23 protein-coding genes and 1 other RNA gene are annotated in these 18,574 nt (G+C 46.7%); 10 read left to right on the forward strand and 14 right to left on the reverse strand.

What is annotated here, in order from left to right; genetic code table 11:
- Window positions 1-3 precede the first annotated feature (3 nt).
- Genes gmk through PMI05_RS26005 form a run of 3 tightly spaced genes read right to left on the reverse strand, consistent with a single transcriptional unit; the run spans window position 4 to window position 1,810 of the window.
- Window positions 4-624, reverse strand: a complete 621-nt coding sequence (gmk, locus tag PMI05_RS25995; protein ID WP_007728389.1) for a guanylate kinase — start codon at window positions 622-624, stop codon at window positions 4-6.
- A 16-nt stretch (window positions 625-640) separates the two neighbouring features.
- On the reverse strand, window positions 641-901 hold the full coding sequence (gene remA, locus PMI05_RS26000) for an extracellular matrix/biofilm regulator RemA (RefSeq protein ID WP_015891999.1): 261 nt from the start codon (window positions 899-901) through the stop codon (window positions 641-643).
- 24 nt (window positions 902-925) lie between these two features.
- On the reverse strand, window positions 926-1,810 hold the full coding sequence (locus PMI05_RS26005) for a YicC/YloC family endoribonuclease (RefSeq protein ID WP_007728393.1): 885 nt from the start codon (window positions 1,808-1,810) through the stop codon (window positions 926-928).
- A 178-nt stretch (window positions 1,811-1,988) separates the two neighbouring features.
- Between PMI05_RS26005 and PMI05_RS26010 the strand changes: the two genes are divergently transcribed.
- From PMI05_RS26010 to PMI05_RS26020, 3 genes are read left to right on the forward strand one after another with little or no spacing between them, the layout of a single operon-like run.
- Window positions 1,989-3,728, forward strand: coding sequence for an NFACT family protein (locus tag PMI05_RS26010; RefSeq protein WP_007728395.1), 1,740 nt, complete (start codon window positions 1,989-1,991; stop codon window positions 3,726-3,728).
- Between the two features lie 36 nt (window positions 3,729-3,764).
- Window positions 3,765-4,106, forward strand: coding sequence for a DUF2512 family protein (locus tag PMI05_RS26015; RefSeq protein WP_007728396.1), 342 nt, complete (start codon window positions 3,765-3,767; stop codon window positions 4,104-4,106).
- 32 nt (window positions 4,107-4,138) lie between these two features.
- Window positions 4,139-4,591: a hypothetical protein gene (locus PMI05_RS26020; RefSeq protein ID WP_007728397.1), complete on the forward strand. Its 453-nt coding sequence runs from the start codon at window positions 4,139-4,141 to the stop codon at window positions 4,589-4,591.
- An 84-nt stretch (window positions 4,592-4,675) separates the two neighbouring features.
- Here PMI05_RS26020 and ssrS read toward each other — a convergent pair.
- Window positions 4,676-4,866: non-coding RNA, 6S RNA (gene ssrS / locus PMI05_RS30360), on the reverse strand.
- 167 nt (window positions 4,867-5,033) lie between these two features.
- Here ssrS and PMI05_RS26025 point away from each other — a divergent pair.
- Complete coding sequence (locus PMI05_RS26025; RefSeq protein WP_007728398.1) at window positions 5,034-5,459, forward strand: Gmad2 immunoglobulin-like domain-containing protein; 426 nt, start codon at window positions 5,034-5,036, stop codon at window positions 5,457-5,459.
- Window positions 5,460-5,463: 4 nt separating this feature from the next.
- On the opposite strand, the gene PMI05_RS26030 is transcribed toward PMI05_RS26025, so the two are convergent.
- The 5 genes from PMI05_RS26030 to PMI05_RS26050 form a co-directional block, all read right to left on the reverse strand.
- Entirely contained in the window at window positions 5,464-6,234 is a 771-nt protein-coding gene (locus PMI05_RS26030; protein ID WP_007728399.1) for an enoyl-CoA hydratase/isomerase family protein, read from the reverse strand.
- Between the two features lie 18 nt (window positions 6,235-6,252).
- On the reverse strand, window positions 6,253-7,428 hold the full coding sequence (locus PMI05_RS26035) for a CaiB/BaiF CoA-transferase family protein (RefSeq protein WP_007728401.1): 1,176 nt from the start codon (window positions 7,426-7,428) through the stop codon (window positions 6,253-6,255).
- A gap of 130 nt (window positions 7,429-7,558) precedes the next feature.
- Window positions 7,559-7,909 (reverse strand): DUF4870 domain-containing protein, encoded by a 351-nt coding sequence (locus tag PMI05_RS26040; RefSeq protein ID WP_007728403.1) that lies wholly within the window; start codon window positions 7,907-7,909, stop codon window positions 7,559-7,561.
- A gap of 96 nt (window positions 7,910-8,005) precedes the next feature.
- Entirely contained in the window at window positions 8,006-8,278 is a 273-nt protein-coding gene (locus PMI05_RS30365; RefSeq protein ID WP_081496880.1) for a hypothetical protein, read from the reverse strand.
- A 226-nt stretch (window positions 8,279-8,504) separates the two neighbouring features.
- Window positions 8,505-9,437, reverse strand: coding sequence for a GntR family transcriptional regulator (locus tag PMI05_RS26050; RefSeq protein WP_007728411.1), 933 nt, complete (start codon window positions 9,435-9,437; stop codon window positions 8,505-8,507).
- A gap of 137 nt (window positions 9,438-9,574) precedes the next feature.
- On the opposite strand from PMI05_RS26050, the gene PMI05_RS30370 reads away from it, so the two are divergent.
- Window positions 9,575-9,745, forward strand: a complete 171-nt coding sequence (locus PMI05_RS30370; RefSeq protein WP_007728413.1) for a YjzC family protein — start codon at window positions 9,575-9,577, stop codon at window positions 9,743-9,745.
- A 51-nt stretch (window positions 9,746-9,796) separates the two neighbouring features.
- Here the strand turns inward: PMI05_RS30370 and PMI05_RS26055 are convergent, their stop codons facing one another.
- Window positions 9,797-10,045 (reverse strand): hypothetical protein, encoded by a 249-nt coding sequence (locus PMI05_RS26055; RefSeq protein WP_007728415.1) that lies wholly within the window; start codon window positions 10,043-10,045, stop codon window positions 9,797-9,799.
- Between the two features lie 91 nt (window positions 10,046-10,136).
- Between PMI05_RS26055 and PMI05_RS26060 the strand changes: the two genes are divergently transcribed.
- On the forward strand, window positions 10,137-10,670 hold the full coding sequence (locus PMI05_RS26060; protein ID WP_007728417.1) for a DUF309 domain-containing protein: 534 nt from the start codon (window positions 10,137-10,139) through the stop codon (window positions 10,668-10,670).
- On the opposite strand, the gene PMI05_RS26065 is transcribed toward PMI05_RS26060, so the two are convergent.
- Complete coding sequence (locus tag PMI05_RS26065; RefSeq protein WP_007728418.1) at window positions 10,667-11,218, reverse strand: RNA 2'-phosphotransferase; 552 nt, start codon at window positions 11,216-11,218, stop codon at window positions 10,667-10,669. The two genes, PMI05_RS26060 and PMI05_RS26065, sit on opposite strands and share 4 nt — an antisense overlap.
- Before the next feature lie 21 nt (window positions 11,219-11,239).
- Window positions 11,240-11,920: a CPBP family intramembrane glutamic endopeptidase gene (locus PMI05_RS26070; RefSeq protein ID WP_007728419.1), complete on the reverse strand. Its 681-nt coding sequence runs from the start codon at window positions 11,918-11,920 to the stop codon at window positions 11,240-11,242.
- Window positions 11,921-12,114: 194 nt separating this feature from the next.
- Here PMI05_RS26070 and PMI05_RS26075 point away from each other — a divergent pair, with 194 nt between their 5' ends.
- Together PMI05_RS26075 and PMI05_RS26080 are read left to right on the forward strand one after the other, a co-directional pair.
- Window positions 12,115-13,314, forward strand: a complete 1,200-nt coding sequence (locus PMI05_RS26075; protein ID WP_007728420.1) for an MFS transporter — start codon at window positions 12,115-12,117, stop codon at window positions 13,312-13,314.
- Window positions 13,315-13,412: 98 nt separating this feature from the next.
- The gene (locus PMI05_RS26080) at window positions 13,413-13,892 is read left to right on the forward strand and encodes a CcdC family protein (protein WP_007728422.1); all 480 of its coding nucleotides are present in this window, start codon (window positions 13,413-13,415) and stop codon (window positions 13,890-13,892) included.
- A 41-nt stretch (window positions 13,893-13,933) separates the two neighbouring features.
- Here the strand turns inward: PMI05_RS26080 and PMI05_RS26085 are convergent, their stop codons facing one another.
- Window positions 13,934-14,815, reverse strand: a complete 882-nt coding sequence (locus PMI05_RS26085) for a hypothetical protein (RefSeq protein ID WP_007728424.1) — start codon at window positions 14,813-14,815, stop codon at window positions 13,934-13,936.
- Between the two features lie 565 nt (window positions 14,816-15,380).
- Between PMI05_RS26085 and PMI05_RS26090 the strand changes: the two genes are divergently transcribed.
- Complete coding sequence (locus PMI05_RS26090; protein WP_039961411.1) at window positions 15,381-16,373, forward strand: arsenic resistance protein; 993 nt, start codon at window positions 15,381-15,383, stop codon at window positions 16,371-16,373.
- Between the two features lie 111 nt (window positions 16,374-16,484).
- Here PMI05_RS26090 and PMI05_RS26095 read toward each other — a convergent pair whose 3' ends face one another.
- A complete protein-coding gene (locus PMI05_RS26095) occupies window positions 16,485-17,300 on the reverse strand; it encodes a VOC family protein (RefSeq protein WP_007728427.1) in 816 nt (271 codons plus the stop codon).
- Window positions 17,301-17,377: 77 nt separating this feature from the next.
- Between PMI05_RS26095 and PMI05_RS26100 the strand changes: the two genes are divergently transcribed.
- Window positions 17,378-18,547: a CapA family protein gene (locus tag PMI05_RS26100; RefSeq protein ID WP_007728429.1), complete on the forward strand. Its 1,170-nt coding sequence runs from the start codon at window positions 17,378-17,380 to the stop codon at window positions 18,545-18,547.
- Window positions 18,548-18,574 lie beyond the last annotated feature (27 nt).

Raw genomic sequence — 18,574 nt, forward strand, 5'->3', positions numbered from 1 at the left:
ATTCTATTCGACCTCCTGTAACCATTTACTATATTTGTGAACCTGACGTTCTTTTTTCAGATGTTCCGCTGTAATAATCGCTTGAATTCGATCGCAAGCCGATTCGATGACGTCATTGACGACTACATAATCGTAGTGGTCCATGAGCTCGATTTCAGCACGCGCCACTTCCATGCGCTTGCGAATGATCTCTTGTGATTCTGTCCCGCGACCCACGATCCGGTTTTCCAGTTCGTTTAAATCAGGCGGAGCCAGGAACAGGAATGTACCTTGCGGGAAGCGCTCTTTTACTTGAAGAGCACCCTGAACTTCGATCTCAAGAATGACATCGCGCCCCTCATTCAGCATATCGTCCACGAAATGACGAGGTGTTCCGTAGTAATTTCCTACGTATTCTGCCCATTCCAGAAGAGCATCTTCTTCAATCATCTGCTTGAACTCTTCCTGGCTTTTAAAAAAGTAATTAACTCCCTCCACCTCTCCAGGACGCGGCTGGCGTGTGGTAGCGGAAACAGAATAAACCAGATCAGGCATCACTTCACGAAGCGCCTTGCATACTGTTCCTTTTCCCACACCAGCTGGTCCGGAAAGAACCAAAAGGAGACCACGATCAACCATACTCATTGTTTACACTCCTACTTTATTCGTCCGATTCGTCATCCTTCGTAGTCAAGCGCTGTGCCACTGTTTCTGGCTGTACCGCTGACAAAATCACGTGATCGCTGTCTGTAATAATTACCGCACGTGTACGTCTCCCATAGGTAGCGTCCACAAGCATGTTGCGATCACGCGCTTCCTGGATGATCCGTTTGATAGGAGCGGACTCCGGACTTACAATTGAAATAATGCGGTTGGCATTGACGATGTTGCCAAAACCGATATTGATTAGCTTGATTGCCATGACGGCCCAGCCCATCCTTTCATGCTACTCGACATTCTGTATTTGCTCCCGCATCTTCTCCAGTTCTGTCTTGATCTCGACAGCCAGATGCTGAATGCGCAAATGATTCGCTTTGGAAGCAATCGTATTGGCTTCCCGATTCATTTCCTGGAGCAGAAAATCCAGTTTTCGACCAATTGCTTCTTCTTTGCCTAATTGAATAGCAAACTGTTGGCAATGACTATCTAAACGGGTCAACTCTTCACTAATATCACTTTTATCAGCGAAAAAGGCAACCTCTTGCGCTACACGAGCAGGGTCCAATTCAAAAGGTGTCAAACCGGCCCACTCACTTACGCGTTGCTCAAGTCGGCCCTTGTAATCTTCCCTACAAAGTGGGGCCAACTGGAAGATCTCCCGCGTCCATGTGTTGACGGCAGTCAGGCGACTGGCTAGATCAGCGTTCAGCAGATTACCCTCGGTTTCTTTCATCGAAACGAGATCCATTGCTGCGCCCCTGACCAGGTCTTGGAGCCACTCTGCCAGTTCCTCCACATTGTCCTCTGACTCTTTGGTATGTATCACGCCAGGAAAGTGTAGCAGATCCTTGACGGTTAAAGGCGTCTCAAGCGAAAAACGCTGAGTCATCTCGCGGGAAATGGAGACTAGCTGTTCAGCTACATCCCAGTCAATGTCCATAACCGTAGCAGAGGAATTTTTCCCTTCCACTGAGACAGTGACATCGACACGCCCTCTTCTGACATACTGCGCGACCAGCTTACGAATCGAATCCTCAAGCATATTCCATGTCTTGGGCAGGCGCACGACAATCTCAGAAAAGCGGTGATTCACTGCACGAATCTCGACTGTTGCTCGAATGGAGCCTTTGCTATCTTCTTTTCTACCGTAACCAGTCATGCTTCGAATCACAAGTTTTCACTTCCATAGACGCAAAATCGTTAATTTATTATAGGAGACAACTCTTAGCAGTGTCAACCGAAGCAACCCCACCACGATGAGATTCCTCCTTGCTCTGACTTATGCTACACTGTGACTGGCAGCTCTCTATCTATTATTCTAGCCATTTTTTTGATCTGAGGTGACCTTTGTGGCATTTGATGGCGTAGTAACCCGCTCCGTTGCGAGGGAATTACATAAACTGGTTGGAGGACGCATCTCGAAAATCCACCAGCCCCACCATAGTGATATTGTTATGCAAGTACGGACACAAGGAGAAACGGTAAAGTTCCTCCTGTCTGCAAACCCGACCTATCCCCGCTTGCACATCACGACAGAAGAATTCACGAATCCGCTGGAAGCTCCGATGTTTTGCATGCTATTGCGCAAGCATTGTGAAGGCGGCGTAATTGAATCTGTCCAGCAAATCGGGATGGAGCGAATCATTCACATCGACGTACGCACCCGAGATGAGCTGGGTGACACGGCTGTCCGTCGAATTATTGTAGAGATCATGGGCAAGCACAGTAACATCATCCTCATCGATCCTGCAACCGGAATGATTTTGGATAGCGCCATGCATGTGACGCTCGCCATTAGCCAGTACAGACAAGTTACGCCTGGCAGACCTTATGTCTCTCCTCCGAGCCAAGATAAACGCGACCCTCTCACTGTAACCGAGCAAGCGTTTATTTCTTCCCTCGACTGGAACGGCGGCCGTTTGGACAAGCAAATCGTAGATGGCTACACCGGGATTAGCCCCTTATTGGCAAAAGAAATTTTGCACAGAGCTGGCCTCGCGAATCGTGAAACACTGTGGGCTGCCTTTTCACAGGTGATGAAGGCAATCAACGCTCATGAGTATTTGCCATCCATTATAGAGGCAAATGGCAAAGCGTATTTTCACGTCGTTGAGCTGACTCATCTCTCAAATGGGGTTACCACCCCCTATCCTTCCATCCAAGAATGCTTGCAGGCATTTTACGAAGGAAAGGCGCTCCGTGACACTGTCAAGCAGCGTGCACACGATTTAATTCGTTTTGTCACATCTGAGCGCAATAAAAATGAAAAGAAAATCGAGAAGCTCGAGCAAACACTGCAAGATGCGCATGAAGCAGATCAGTTCCGCCTGTACGGTGAATTGATGACCGCCAATATGCACCAATTGAAGCGAGGGGATCGCGAACTCGTCACAGTCAATTGGTATGACGAAGCGGGAGGTACCATCACAATTCCGCTCGATCCGTTGAAGACCCCATCGGAAAATTTGCAGTCGTATTACAAGCGGTATAACAAGGCCAAAAACAGCATTTCCATCGTAAGTGAGCAGATTGAGCAAGCGCAGGCTGAACTCTTGTATTTGGACGGCGTATTGGTTCAACTGGAACATGCCACCTTAAAAGATGCCGAAGAAATTCGCGAGGAGCTCGTTGAGCAAGGCTACATGCGTGATCGTAAAAAACGCGGTCCGCGCAAGAAAAAAGATACCCGACCAGAGCTTGATACGTACTTTTCTTCGGACGGCATTGAAATTTTGGTCGGTAAAAACAATAAGCAAAATGAATACTTGACCAACAAGCTCGCATCGTCGCAAGAAACATGGCTGCACACCAAGGATATCCCTGGATCCCATGTAGTCATTCGCGCTCGTGAATTTTCGGATGAAACGTTGCTTGAAGCAGCAAATCTGGCGGCTTATTTCAGTCGCGCCAAAGAAGGAAGTCAAATTCCCGTAGATTACACGCTCGTCAAGCATGTAAAAAAACCGAGCGGGGCCAAGCCTGGCTATGTGATCTACGAGCAGCAACGAACGCTGTATGTGACACCCAATGAAGCACTGATCCGCCGTTTAAAATCAAACACCTCTTCTACGAATAGTGCGACTACCTAAGTTCATACTAAGGGCATGAAAGGTGGTGTTCGCTCTTTGAACATCGTTCTCAAGCTCTTGTTTAACGGAATCATTGCCATTCCAGGGCTTTGGTGGTCGGGAACGTCCCTTATGTTTGCAGTGCTCGCAAGCGTGATTGTCAGTTTACTGGGTTATGTACTTGATTTGACAATCCTTCCGCGTACGAACAATACGTTTGCGAGCTCCGCTGATTTCTTGTTCGTGTTTGCCTCCTTGTGGCTTGGCTGTTACTTGTTTGGTCAGACCATATCCTTATCTGGTTTGTTGTTGACGGCATTTGCCATTACGGTGGTCGAATACTTTTTCCATGGTTACCTGCAACGGCACGGAGTCCATCATTCCAAACATCCGGGCTGAAGCATCATTTCTATTTTGGAAGGAGGATCAGGATGAACGTCATTGGCATCATCCAGACCGATCTTAACGAATTCAACGTGCTGTTTGAGCAGCAAGGCGGACAGGGCGGACAAGGTGGAAACGGACAAGGACAGCAATCACACGGCAACGGACAGAACAACCAACAAGACCAAGACAGCGACTCAATGTTTCTCAGCTTTCTTGATGAGCAGCCGAGTTCAAACGAAAACAGCGGGCAAGGGAACAGCCAAGGTGGGCAACAGCAAAGTGGCGGCGGCCCGCAAGAACTGACCGTTCGCATTAAAGGAATTCCTGAGGGGCAAAAAGCAAACTTCCTGCAAATGTATCAAATTCTTCAAGATGCCCAAGACTCCCAAACACTTGAAAAGGACCTGACCATTGTCGATCACGGGGACCAAGACCAGGGCTCCCAAAAACAAGGGCAGGGGCACGGCTCGGGCAAGCAAAACAAAACCACCCATTAATCAAGGTACAAAAACAAAAACCACCTGGAAGCAGATTCCAAGTGGTTTTTGTGCTATCGGCAATTCATTGCATTCATAAACGGCCAAGTCCCCGCTCTGCCGTTGACCTCATGTTTCTATAACCTGCGCTCACACAGGTGGGCGACCCTTCTGCACTTCAGTCTTCCCATGCATCCAAAAAGGAGGTGGGCCTGACATCCATCACAGTTTCCGTCTCCCGAAAAACACGTATAAGGTTAGAAACATTTACGGCCTATCGTACATCGCAGGATCTTGATATCCCTACTTTATCATAGAATGGTCCTTTGCTCAACGGATAAAGTTCCCTTTGGACTTTTATCTCATCCCTTCTTCACGAAGGATACACATTTTAACTCCCAAGAATAGTTCCACTCCAATTTCGCCAACCTAGAGAGGAAAACGAATGAAAGGAAGAAAAAACATGCAATTTCGAACAAATATGCTGACAACCTGCTTACTCGCCATGAGCTTGACTGCTGTATCATTCCCCACAATCATTCCGCCCGCAGCAGCTAGCACACATTCTCATCCTGTTGGCGAGGACAAGGGACGATACGAGAATGAATCGTTTCGGAATATTGTGATCACCAAAACAGGTGAAGGACAATATACGATTAAGGGTGAAGCGCGCGTGAACGAAGCCAACGTACGATTCGTCGTGACGGACGGAGACAAGACATTGGCAAATAGCTTTGTGACAGCTAGCATGGGCGCTCCTGACTGGGGGAGCTTTTCCATCGATCTCAAGCTGGACCCAAGCGCAAAATCACCTGTGCTCTCTTTGTTCGAGGAAAGTGCAGCGACAGGACAGCGCATTCATGAGCTAAACATCCCATTGCCAAAATAAACCTCTACGTGCGCTTCAGCTTCGCTTGTACAAGCGCCTGAAATTCAGGACGTGCGATTAGGGACGGCTGCTGTTGCTTTTCCCAGGCCAGTGCATATTCTAGGCCGTTTGCCTGGCAGCGTCCCAATCCTTCTTTTGTTACCGCATACGCTTGCTTCGGCAGGCGACGTACCGCAGCAACCAATTTTTCAACCTCACTTTCGACTTGACTAGCTTCTACCGCTCGATAGATCAAGCCGATTTCCTCCGCTTTTTTCCCTGTAATCTTTTCTCCCAGCAGTGCGAGACGCTTCGCCCACGCCGTACCAACAAGCCTTGGCATAAGGTATGTCCCGCCAAAATCCGTTGTCAGACCGATTTGGACAAAAGGCTCCTGCAACAGAGCGTCCTCCCTCGCAATGACGAAATCAGCATGCAACGCGAGATTGAGTCCCGCTCCGACGGCTACTCCCTCGATCACTGCAATCACAGGCTTTGGCATTTGATGCAAGTTGGTGATGAAATCATTAATGATCGTCAATGATTGATCAGCGTCACTCTTATCCGTCAGGGCAGTCAACACGCCCAAATCAGCACCGGAGCAAAAGTTCCCCCCCGCTCCCCGCAAAATAAGCACATCGACTTCCTCATCTGTTGAGGCTTTTGCGAGCGCGTCCTGCAAAAGGGAAAACATTTCAACCGTCATCGCATTAAGGACCTGTGGTCGGTTGAGTGTAATCGTGCAGATTCCACCAGCTTTTGTTACGATCAGTTGCGTATGATGATCCTGTTCCATCATTTTTCTCACCCTTTCCTATAAAGAAGCTGCAGGAATAACCCCCTGCATTTGCAGCCTGCTCAAATCCTCCTCTGTGAGGTTCAGCTTGCGCTTGAGCAGCTCGTGCGTGTAATCGGTGTGCCACGGGGGTGACAATCGTTCCGCTCTGTATCGATGTGCGAAGCTCCCCTCTTGATCGGGCGACTTCTTTTCCAAATAAGGAAGCGTATACGCTATCTCCCTGTTCGCAACGTACGGATTGTCTACCCAGTTTTCCCAATCTTCAACGGCGGTCAGACAGCAATCCACTTCACTACCCAGTTCACTCCACTCGGCTTGGGTTCTGGACAGAAACAGTGCTTTCATATCGTCAAACACCTCCGGATGCTCAGCAACGCTAGCTCGATAGCATATCTCCCAGTCTGCTCTTCCTACCGCGCGGCAAAAATTAAGCCAAAACTTCTCTTCCAACGCAGCAAGTGCGACATACTGACCGTCTGCTGTCTCAAAGACCTGATACGCCAGCAAACTCCCTCTCCCGGTCTCCCGTCCAATCGAGGAGCTGTATAACATGAACAGTGCATGCAGCCCTGTCCAAGAACTAAACAAGTCAGCCGACGAAACATCCAAATAAGCTCCTCGTCCTGTCCGTGCACGTTGCACAAGCGCCGCGCATATTTGTTCACTGGCATACAACCCGAGTGCATAATCAGATAGCGGAATATCTGCAACGACAGGCTTGCCTTCCAGATCGCGAACCAATGAGAGAAATCCGCTTACTGCCTGGACATTCAAGTCATGTCCCCCTATTTGGTATAGCTCGCCGCTTTGACCATAGCCCGTCACGGAGCAATAAATGACCGCAGGGTGCATCTCCCACAAGCGATCGTAATCAAGTCCCAAATGTCGCATTACACCTGGTCGATAGCTTTCCACCACGACATCAGCCTGTCTGGCCAGAGCAAACGCGAGCGCTTTTCCCTCATTCGTCCGCAAATTCAAGGAAATACTTTTATGATTGCGATGTGAACGCAGGTAAAACGCTCCCGTCTCTCTAGCTTCAGGATGAGAAGGCCTGGTTAACGGTGAGTGAGCTTTGTCGTGAAACGGTTCCACCTCGATGACCTCTGCCCCCAAATCAGCCAGGCGCATCGTACAAATCGGACCTGGAAGATGGCGAGAAAAATCAACTATCGTCACTCCCGTCAACATAATTTGACTCCCCCTTCACCAACTACACTCTCTTTTAATTCGAGATGAACGACTGTTCACCCTCTTTTTTAATAGAAAATTCAAACAAATATAAAAGCCGTCCCAAGTGGAACGACTTTTCCAAAAACGGTTATTTTATAAACCGGAGAGTGAGCGGGTAACGGAATTCTTTTCCCTCATTCGCTTTTACCGCAGCGATAATAACGAAGATCGCCCAAAAAATAAAGAGGGCTCCCAATAATAGTACGCCGATAAAAATGATGATCAACAAACTCGAAATTGCGGCATAAATCGTCACTGAGATGCTAAAATTCAGTGCCTCTTTTCCATGCTGATAAAAAAAGGCTCCTTCTTCACGCTTGATCAACCATACGATTAAAGGTCCTAGTACATTGCCGAACGGAACGATAAAACCAAGGAAGGCGGATAGATGTACGATCATCGCCCACATTCGTTCCTCTTTCCCATTCAGGAATTGCATATCCATACCTCCATTAATCCTTTTCCTCTATTGTACGACAAATTGCGCAAAACTTGCGAAAAAACGAAAAAAGCGCCACCGCGGCGCCTTTCTCTATTAATACTTGCTCTCGTTACTTCCGTGACTTCCACCGTAACCGCCACCGAACCCTCCACCGTATCCGCCACCATAAGAGGAGCCGTAACCATCGAAACCGCCATAACCGCCGCCAAAGTGTTCAAAACCACCACCGTGACCGTGTCCACAACTACGACCGTATGGTTTACAATGGGTTTTGTAGTGTGGCTTGTAGAAGCAATGCTTTCTGTACACTTTCTTTTCGCAGCATTTAAAGCATCTGCGACGAGATCTTCTGCATCCGCAACTCATTAACCTCACCCCTTCCTGTTCGTTACATCTACAAGGTATGTAGGTGAAGGCATATCGGCATGGACAGAAGTCTATATACTAGTCAAAATCAGCGGATGTCTCGTAGGCAATTCAGCAGTTGGAGTGGTCAAACGCTGATTCGATCGCGCTTTTCCGACAATCTGCCCCAAAAATAACGGATTCTGCCGGTAACTCCGGTACATGAGAGCATACTCATTCATCTAACTTAATGGGTAACGAGCTTGCGCAGCTCATTAATACCGTGGTGGTCGGGGATTTCTTGAAATTCCTTTACTTTTGGCAACGTCAGCAAATGAGGCTTCACCATATAGCCAGGCTTGGAAATATACACGACATCACAAGATGTAATCAAATCAAACACTTCGGCATGGTTCGCTTCTATTGTCCGAATATCCAAATGCGTAATGCCTGCGTTGTAGAGATCATTGATCATCCCCGCACCACCTCGTATGGTCGCACAGATCAATCCAACTTTCGTATTTCGTGGGTAGGCCTCCATGGCAGGGATCACAGTTGTCGGGTCCGGGATAAAATCAAGGCTAACGATAGGAGGAGCATCCTTCGGAAGTTTCAGGTTAACACAAGGAGGGATAACGATGGCTTTGTATTGTTGCAAAAAATTCGCATCGCATTGTACCTGCTGGGAAAAATCCTCGAAAGTTCTCCCTTCGACCATCACACTCGGAAGATGGTACTGCACCAACCGCATATATTCAGTGACCTCCAGCTCTGTGAACCGCAAAAAAAGAACCGGAAACTGATTGATTTCTTGTAACACACAGGAAAGGACGCGAGAGAATTCATCCATGGAATAGCCTATTGCTTTTACTTTATGAATGGTTTCTTTGGCGAGTAAAGCAAGATGGATCGGGTTACGTGTCAAGAGCGCGTCACTTGCGCTGTTGCTTACAATCGTTCCCCTCCCTTGCCGACAATCAACCAGCCCTTCTTGCTGGAGACGCAAATACACGCTGCGAACGGTGTTGTAATTGACTTTCAACTGTGCCGCCAACTCCCTAACCGTTGGCAACTGCTCTTGGGAAGGAAGCTCACCGCTTCGAATCGAGGATGAAATTTGTTGGTATAATTGCTCGTGATAAGATATATTGGATTCCTTTTTCAAGGTCAAAGGTAGCATGTATTCACCTCTCCAAAAGTAATGAAAATGATCGTATAGGAATTCAAAATCGATCGTCAATAGAAGGGAAAGCATGAAGCCAGTGTACCGGGTCATACTAATTCAGATGACAATTCCTTTAGGAAGAAGGTGCCTTCGTGGGAGAACACAGTCGTTTTCGTGAAGGAGAAAAGTCTCCGAAAAATGCCGTATACATGGAGATTGGTGAATCCGGCGCAAGTGTGCAGGACCCGATGATCATCGAGCTTTCCAGAGGGGAAAAGTTCCCCGCTACACGAAATAAAAATCGCGTATGGACGCAAAAGTAAGGAATGCAAAAACCAACCTGGCACCATGCACAAGGTTGGTTCTCTTTTTTACTAATTATCGTCGTCTTCGTTGTCTTCTTCCTCTTCGTCTTCTTCATCACCGCTCAAGTAAATAATGGTGACTCCCAAGCTCTCCAATAACGAAATGACTTCTTTGTTCAACTCCTGATCCATGAGCAATCCCAGGCTTTCCACGAGCTCGAGCTCTTCCAGTTCTCCCTGTTCAGCATCCTCGATCAGTTCTATGATTTCGGTCATTCGCTTTTTTTCCAATACGGCTACGAGTTCATCTCTTGTCATAAATGGTTTTACACCTCATTTTCTACTCTCTATGCTTTATAATAGTACATAAACGAACTATTGAAAACCAAGCAGTGAGGTGAAGATCACCATGTATCCACAACCGTATCTGGATTATTTGATCCAGTTTCATGTAGAACGCGATTATTTTGAGTGTCATGAAATTCTCGAGGAGTATTGGAAAAGCGCTCCTCCACATGAGCGACAGCCAGTATGGGTTGGCTTGATTCAAATCTCCGTCGCTCTTTATCACCAGAGACGAGGGAATCAGTCAGGTGCAATCAAAATGCTCACAAGCGCCATATCCCTTGTTAAAAAGCATCATCTTGACATCCAAAAGCTTGGGTTGGATAGTGACAGTCTAGCGAGCCTGCTTGAAGAGCGCCTGACGGAAATACAAAATGGTCAGCCCTATAGAAGTCTGTCCTTGCCCATGTCTGATGCTTTGAAACAGGCGTATCAAGAGGCTTGTATGATACAAAATCACCCTGAACATCGGGATAGCGATATGCAAGACCCCTACTTGCTGAATAAGCATACCCTGAGAGATCGAAGCGACGTTTTGGCAGAACGCCAGCACCAGCTACAAAGGCGCGAGGCACGTCGAAACAACGAGTCGAACTAATCTGCGTACATCTGCAAATAACCGGCTGGGACAGCATCGCTCAAACAATAGTGTTCACCCACTCGGTAAAAGCAAATCCCGGCTTCATGGGCCTCCTTTGCATTCACAGTGACGAGGCGCAATGTGTCTGTCGGCTCTCCAATATGCTCCGGTCTATCCGCAAGCTGCACATACTCACTGGCAATCGGCAACAGGCCGCCAGTGAGTACTTGTTTCACTAACTTTCGATGTGTTCCGTAATAAAGAACGTCAGGTGGTACGATCTCGATGAGCCTGCTTTTTGCAATCGAAGGCAAAAATCCGTAGGTAACTCGAATGAGTGCTCCACCGTCCCATTCGACACTCCGCTCCGGATCGAATTCCACGACTTGATGAAGATCTTGCCTGGTTATGTATGCGCACCCTTTCAGCGTATGAAGATAGTCCAGTAACGGCTCAACCGGGGTATAACCATACGTGTCATAGTAAAGTTGAAATGCTTCACTGTTTTGCCGAAGTATACTGAGCAATCGCTTGCGAAGCCTCGTTTCTTCATGAATCGCCAGCATCAGTTTCTCCCTCCTATCCGGTCAATAAATCCAGAGAATCACAGCTAGTGCGAGACCCAAATCCGCGAACAAATGACTAAGCCAGTTTGGATAAATCGAAGGAAACATTCCTTTCATCCATCCCCAAATCAGCCCAGCACCAAAAACCATCGACGTAATGAGCAAGCCGTTTCGAAAACCAAATAGGATCGTAGAGATAATCAGGTGATACAAAGAATAAAAAAAGCTGGAAAGAAAAATGGACATCAAGATGGATAAGGATGCGCGCAACCGCTGCAATACGAAGCCTCGCCAGAACAACTCTTCCAGCAGCGAGTTAATGAAAACGAGGTAGAAGGAAAAACCCAAAATCCAGCGGCGTTCAATCCCCCATGCTTCCATACCTATTCGAACAGCTTCAGGTCTTCCCGGTTCCTGCAGGAGCAACCAAAGCCCAGCCAGCACTCCTGTCAACATAAGAACGCCAAATGCCAGTCCGTATAAAGTACCCTGCCATTCAAAACTTCCCCACACTAAGCGCCCGTGCTTTCGCAAATCTCCTTCCCACCATCCGTGAATGACGGGGATACAGATGCAAACGAGCACATGAAAAGAAAAGAACGTGACAATGACGCTATGCTTTTCCACCAATCCATAAAAGATCGTGAGTGTCGCAGCAAATCCATACACGATCAACAGTAGCAACGTTCGTTTTCGCGCCATTTACGAATAGCTCCTTTTGGGCGTAATGGCCGCAGCATTGCGTTAGTTTGTCCGTTATGAATGCGAAGAATACCCACAAAGACAATAAATATACAAGCGTTTGCATGAATGCTATACTAGATAAATCGTTTTTTATCAAATGAATGGATCTGTTCAAATTTTTACCTATCTAACGAATGTTTGGAGTGGCTCTCATGTTATGGCGTAATCGTACCTTTCTGCTTTTAATGAGCGGAGAGATCGTCGCGGGAGCGGGCATGTGGATTTCGATTATTGCCAATCTTTCGTTCATGCAGAAACTCGTTCCTTCTGATACGGTGAAGGGCTTGATTCTGATGTGTGGATTGGTGGTCAGCATTCTCCTCGCCCCTAAAGCGGGTGTGGTGATTGACATGTACGACAAGGGCAAGATCATGCTGTTTGCCAGCCTGGTCCGAACACTCAGCCCAGTCTTCATGTTCCCGGCTCTTGCAAACGATTCTCTTCTGTGGATGATCGTATCTTTGATCGTGATGCAATGCTCTGCTGCGTTTTATTTTCCGACCGTGCAGGCTTCCTTGCCAGCCATCCTTTCCCAAGACGAGTTACTCAAAGCAAACAGCGCGTATTTGAATATTTCTACCCTCTCGCGCATTGGGGGAACAGCGATCGGCGGTATACTCGTTGCGTCTATGGACCTATCCATGCTGTATGTGTGCTCCATCATCGCGTACGCTGTACTCGCTGTCGTCACGCTCTTTCTCCGCATTCCTCCAGTCACTTCTCGGAAGATTCAGGAAAAAGTGGAGTTTCGCGAAGTACTGACGATCTCGCGACAGGACCCAGCCTTGTTTGTCGGATTGATTAATAACGGGTTGATCACCTTGTTCCTCGGCGGTGTGAACCTGATGATCTTGAACTTTAGCGAGCTGCAACAGGAACCTCAGCTCATGGGATGGATCTATGCAGCAGAAGGAATCAGCATTTTGATTGGGGGGCTCTTGGCAAAACGGTGGATAGGCCGCAGAAACCTTGTGGCAGCGTCCACCATCATGCTCTTTTTCTTCGCACTGTCCCAGTTCGGCATGTCATTCGCTGATAACAAATTCATGGTGCTTGCTTCCTTCTCCATGTTCGGCTTTGTCGTTGCTTTCTTCTTCCCGGTTATCGCAACGATTTTCCAGAAGCGCCTACCTCCACACCAGCAAGGTCGATTCTTTTCTTTCAAAAGCATGCTGGATCGTGGATTCTTCTTGTTGGCTCTCGCGATTACAGGGGTTGGGCTGGACCTTCTCGGCATTAGCGGCTACCTCCTCTTCATCGGATCGGTGACATTGATCTTTGGCTTGTTGACTTTCTTCTACAGTAAAAAGCATAAGCTGGATGTACGCTCTCACGATGAAGCAGCTGCCTAGTATCGGAATGTAACATGCCATGACAAACGCTTTCCCACAGACCATGCTTTGGTGTACACTAGTGGAAGTATGTTGAACACTTATGGAGGCGTTTTTCCATGCAGATACTTTCCTCTCCCGTTTTGGGAATCTTGCTGCCTCTCGTGATGGCCATTGCAGTGATCTTTGTGAGAATGCGTCGGCAAAAAAAGCCGGCTTCTGCAAAAAGCATTATTTTGCCACCTTTCTTTATGGCGACAGGATTTGCGATGTTCTTGTTCCCGGAGGCGCAATTACCGCCCAAGTTTGATATTGCAGCCTTTGTGGTTGGGCTTATCTTTTCGATTCCGTTGATTATGACGTCACGTTTCGAAATCATTGGGCAAGATGTGTATTTGAAACGGTCCCGTGCGTTTTTCTTCATTTTGTCCGGTCTGTTGGTCATCCGGCTGATTATTAAACTGCTGATCAATGATAGCTTTACACCGATTCAAACAGGTGGACTGTTCTTCTTGCTCGCATTCGGTATGCTCGTACCTTGGCGTATCGCGATGCTGGTGATGTACCGGAATTTAACCAAAAAGACGTTTGGCACCTAGTAAAAAAACCACCTCCAATGCGAGGTGGTTTCTTTCATTATTCAGTCATCAAAAAAGAAATCTGCATTCGCTTCACATCTGTTTGATACTCCAGAGCCAGTCGGTAATTCGTAAGGCTTCTCTTTCCCGCAAAGATTGATGGGGTACCCTTCCGTCGGAAGTTGATCCCTCGTAATGGTTTTGATTTCTTTCCCCAGGATCACATATTTTTGCTGATACTCGTCAGTATCCTTTATCCGTTCGCCATCGAATCTGAGGGTATACCCTACAAATGGCTGTTCCAGAGAAAGGTTTCGGACCTGAACCTCATCCAAAACTTCAAAAAACCTCGAAGCCTCTACAAATTCCACATATTCTAACCCTTCAACACCAATTTTCTCAGCGCGAATTGTATATCGATTTGTGTCAGCAGAAAAATTAATATCATAATAAACAGAGTTCTTTCCAGAAACGCTGACTACATAATAGTACAAGTCATCTATCTGACCATTTTTTTGATAATGCGCCTTAAAATATACCAGCCGTGCACGCTCTTCGATTTTGAGTTGATCTCGTATAGTCATCCAATCGTTCGTGAAATTGATTTGAAACATATTGTCGCTGGCAGCAACTACATCTCGTGGACGTTCAAACAGATCCCTCTCCACTGCTGGCAAAATCAAATGCAGGATGAGGAAACATATGAAACCGAGATAAGCGGAACGTTTTTTTGTTTTAACATTCGTCTTTGGGCGGAAAATCAAAAGAAATAACAAAAAACCTAAAGGTAAGGGGGTCTCGTCTCCCTTAAAAGCAAATCCCCCTAACCAAAAATATCCAATAAATTTCCACCCTAGGTTCGACTCGGTTTCTTCACGTTTTTTGTAAATAATGACTAACAGAACAATTAGTATTATGGTTAATAAGATACTCACTATGAGCATCCCTATCACCTCCACTTTCTCTTCTGTCTTGTATTTTATCTTCATTTTTGCGTTTTTTCATCCAAATTTCACCATTTTTACAAATTCTAATTTTCATTCCGTTTCAGATTGGGCATTCCAGCATCACAAGAATCCTCTGGGTAAGAAAACGGTTGGCATCCAGGGATCGAGGAACGTACGACATAAAAAACCAAAAACCCTCTCTGATTACGAGATGGTTTTTGGTTTGAATGCTTTCGCTTCTTCGTTTCCGGTAAGTTCTAGCAAAACCGGGTTCTCGTCGTTGCTTGCAATGACTGTAAACGTTAAGAATGGGCAAAAACCGTATGGCAACAAACGACAGATATTTCTTTACTCAATACTATCTTCCCCCTTTGGTAACGAGATATAATTGATCATTAAACTTAAAGTTAACTTTAAGTCAAGGAGTGAAGGAGAAGAAAAAACAGCTTAACTCGATGATACAGATACTAGACAGAGGGCTAAGCTGTAAATGTCTTACATGGGCGGAATGCTTGGAGAAGATAGAAAATACGGGTTCGTGTTAGGAAGGGGAAGTGCAAGAGTGATTTCAAGAGAACAATTAGAAAAGAATCAAGTATGGCTTTATGCTTTCGTACTAATTATTGCCGCTGGAACAGGCTTGTTGTGGCCAGAATCCAGTAAGAGCTTAGATAGCATGATTTCGTTCATACTTGCCATCTTAATGTATGGAATGTTTGCTCAAATACCGTTTTTTCGTTTAAAAGAGGCACTGACGAACCGAAAGTTCACCTATGCGCTACTTGTTACGAATTACATAGCTGTACCTATCCTTGTTTGGGGGTTAACTCGGTTTCTTCCAACCGATCCAGCAATTCTATTAGGTGTACTTCTTGTTTTGCTTACCCCCTGCATTGACTATGTTATCGTCTTTACACATCTTGGGCGAGGGAACGAAAAGCTTGTTTTGGTTTCAACCCCTATACTCTTTGTCACCCAAATGCTTTTATTGCCTATTTATCTATGGCTTTTTATGGGCACGACATCGGCAGAAATTGTGAGTGTCGGGCCGTTTCTCGAAGCATTTTTAGGTCTTATTGTTGTTCCACTGGTACTTGCTCTACTTACTCAATGGTGGTCAAGACGCCAACCAAACGGAGAACGTTTTCTTGATGCTACAGCATGGCTTCCTGTGCCTTTTATGGCACTAACCCTCTTCATTGTTGTTGCATCCCAAATCGCTAAACTATATACCTCTTTTCATTTTATTAGCCAAGTGATTCCCGTCTATGTAGCATATATGGCCATTACACCGATTATTGCACGTATCGTTTCTCGTATATTCCGTTTAGATACCGGAGCTGGGCGGGCTCTTATCTTTAGTGCAGGAACCCGTAACTCTCTTGTCGTTCTTCCTTTTGCACTGGCGCTACCTGAACCTCTAAACGGGGTAGTGTCTGCTGTAATCGTAACGCAAACAATTGTAGAACTTATTGGGGAACTATTATATATTCGTCTTGTTCCAAATCTACTTTTACGAGAGACGAACGGATATGCTGAAAACAAAAATAAATAGGCTTGGTAGATGATTAAACTATCTACATTACGGGTGGTGTCAACTTCGTTGGTACCACCCCTTGTATGTGTGTGTCAGATGGGGACACTTACGTAATTAGGTTCTAAACGACTATTCCAGCGCTGCTAGAAAGTAAGATCCTCCACCAATCTTATACTCGCTTTTTTGGCTCGCTCCTGCCAGCCTCGCAAAAAACGGTCTTTGCCCGCGATTTTCCCATGCAGTCTGCGCCAATCCCTCTTCAGTCGGTTGGCAAAGTACTACATTTCCACCCGGAAGTTCAAATGCTTGGCAGATGGCCCCCAGTTCTTTATCGTGGAATTTTTCGCTCTTCTTCCATCCGAACCAGCTTTGCCAACGTGCTGTTGCTTCTTCCAGATCCTTTACTGCATAGCCTACTGACTGGAGATGGGCTGCACCGTTCGGATGTGCGCCAATGATGCCACGATTAGTCAAATCTTCTATTCTTTCTTCATCTGTTTGCGACCATTCAATGAGAAATGGCGGTAGAAGAGCACTATCTGCATCTTCGAGGAATAACATCCGCCACCGAAGCGTCGTGCCATCATCACGCGTACGACTTCCCGCAACAGGTCCAGTAACCTGCAAACCTTGGCTTCGCAGGCGCTCTGCCCACGCATCCATCTCGTTGGTACGAAGCGCAATCTGACCAAATCCTTCTCCCTTTGCTTCATCCTCGATACATTGAAGTACGAGCGGATTATCTGATTGTCGAGCAAGCTCCTCGTGTTCAACCGCCAAAAATTCAACATAAGAGAGTCCGAAATAACTAAGGCTATTCCATGTCCCCCAAGACGCATGACGCCCTCCAGCTACTGCATGAAAACCCGCTTGGCAAAATTGTTCCGATGCTTCCTGAGGAGTTCGCTGTACAAAATGAACCAAATGATCAAAAGTTAATCGCACCTTTTTTCGCCTCTTTTCGTATTACTTATAGGATATCAAAATTCATTTATGTAAGGATAGAATGACAAGGGGGAAAAATGAACGAGACCAGATCAAGCCGGGGAAAAGTTCGGCGCAAGCACTCACGCAGAAAATGGGCACGTGTTGGAAAGAACACGCTCCTATTTAGCGTGTTGGCCATCTTCGTCGTCGGAACCTACTACCTATTCCAAACTGCTATGGATAGAGAACATGCCAACCCGAACACGCAGCCTGCTCCTGACAATACCGTGAACCAAAAGACTTCTGTGCAGCTCACCTTTGTCGGTGACGTCATGATGTCAGGGAATGTAGAGAAAACCTTACTCGCAAACAGCTATGACTACCCATACAAGCATGTAAGCTCGCTCTTTTTGCAAGATGATCTCACGATTGCCAATTTGGAGACGCCGATCACCGAAACAGGAGTTGCTGCACAGAACAAGGCGTATGTCTACAAGTCGTCGCCACTTGCTGTTCCGGCCATGAAAAACGCCGGGATTGATGTGGTGAATCTCGCCAATAATCACTCCATGGATCAAGGAGTTCCGGGATTGCTGGATACCTTTGACGCTTTAGACGAAAACCGGATTGAATACGTCGGCGCAGGTAAGGATGCCAGCCGTGCCTATTCACCTGTATTCATAGAAAAGAACGGCATCAAGATCGCGATTCTCGGCTTCAGCAGGGTCATTCCCGAAACGAGCTGGTATGCAGGGGATTCCCAGCCAGGTATGGCCGCTTCCTATGATCCTACGCTAGCAGTAAAAGCGATCCAAGATGCGAACAACCAAGCGGATCTCGTCGTCGTGATTGCACACTGGGGCAAGGAACGCGCTGATTATCCTGTCGATCATCAAAAAGAGTTGTCTCGTGCCTACATCGATGCTGGTGCAGATTTGATTGTCGGCGGTCATCCCCACGTCCTTCAAGGTTTTGAACGATACAACGACAAATGGATAGCGTACAGTCTCGGCAATTTCATTTTCACACGATCAAACGAACCCAAGACTTGGGAAACGATGGTCCTGCAAGCAAACTGTACGAAAAGCGGTGATTGTGAGCTGACGATGCTTCCGTTTCACGCAGAATTGGGACAAGCTGTACCCATGAATGAAAGCAACGGCGCTGCCCTGCTAAAACGCATTGAATCCATTTCTGAGAGTGTCGACATACAAAGTGACGGGCGTATACAGCCGCGTGCAAAAGCGGTGGAGACTGCCCCCTGACAAAAGAAGCCGTGTTTCCAGGTAACT

The sequence above is a fragment of the Brevibacillus sp. BC25 genome, assembly GCF_000282075.1.
Lineage (GTDB): Bacteria > Bacillota > Bacilli > Brevibacillales > Brevibacillaceae > Brevibacillus.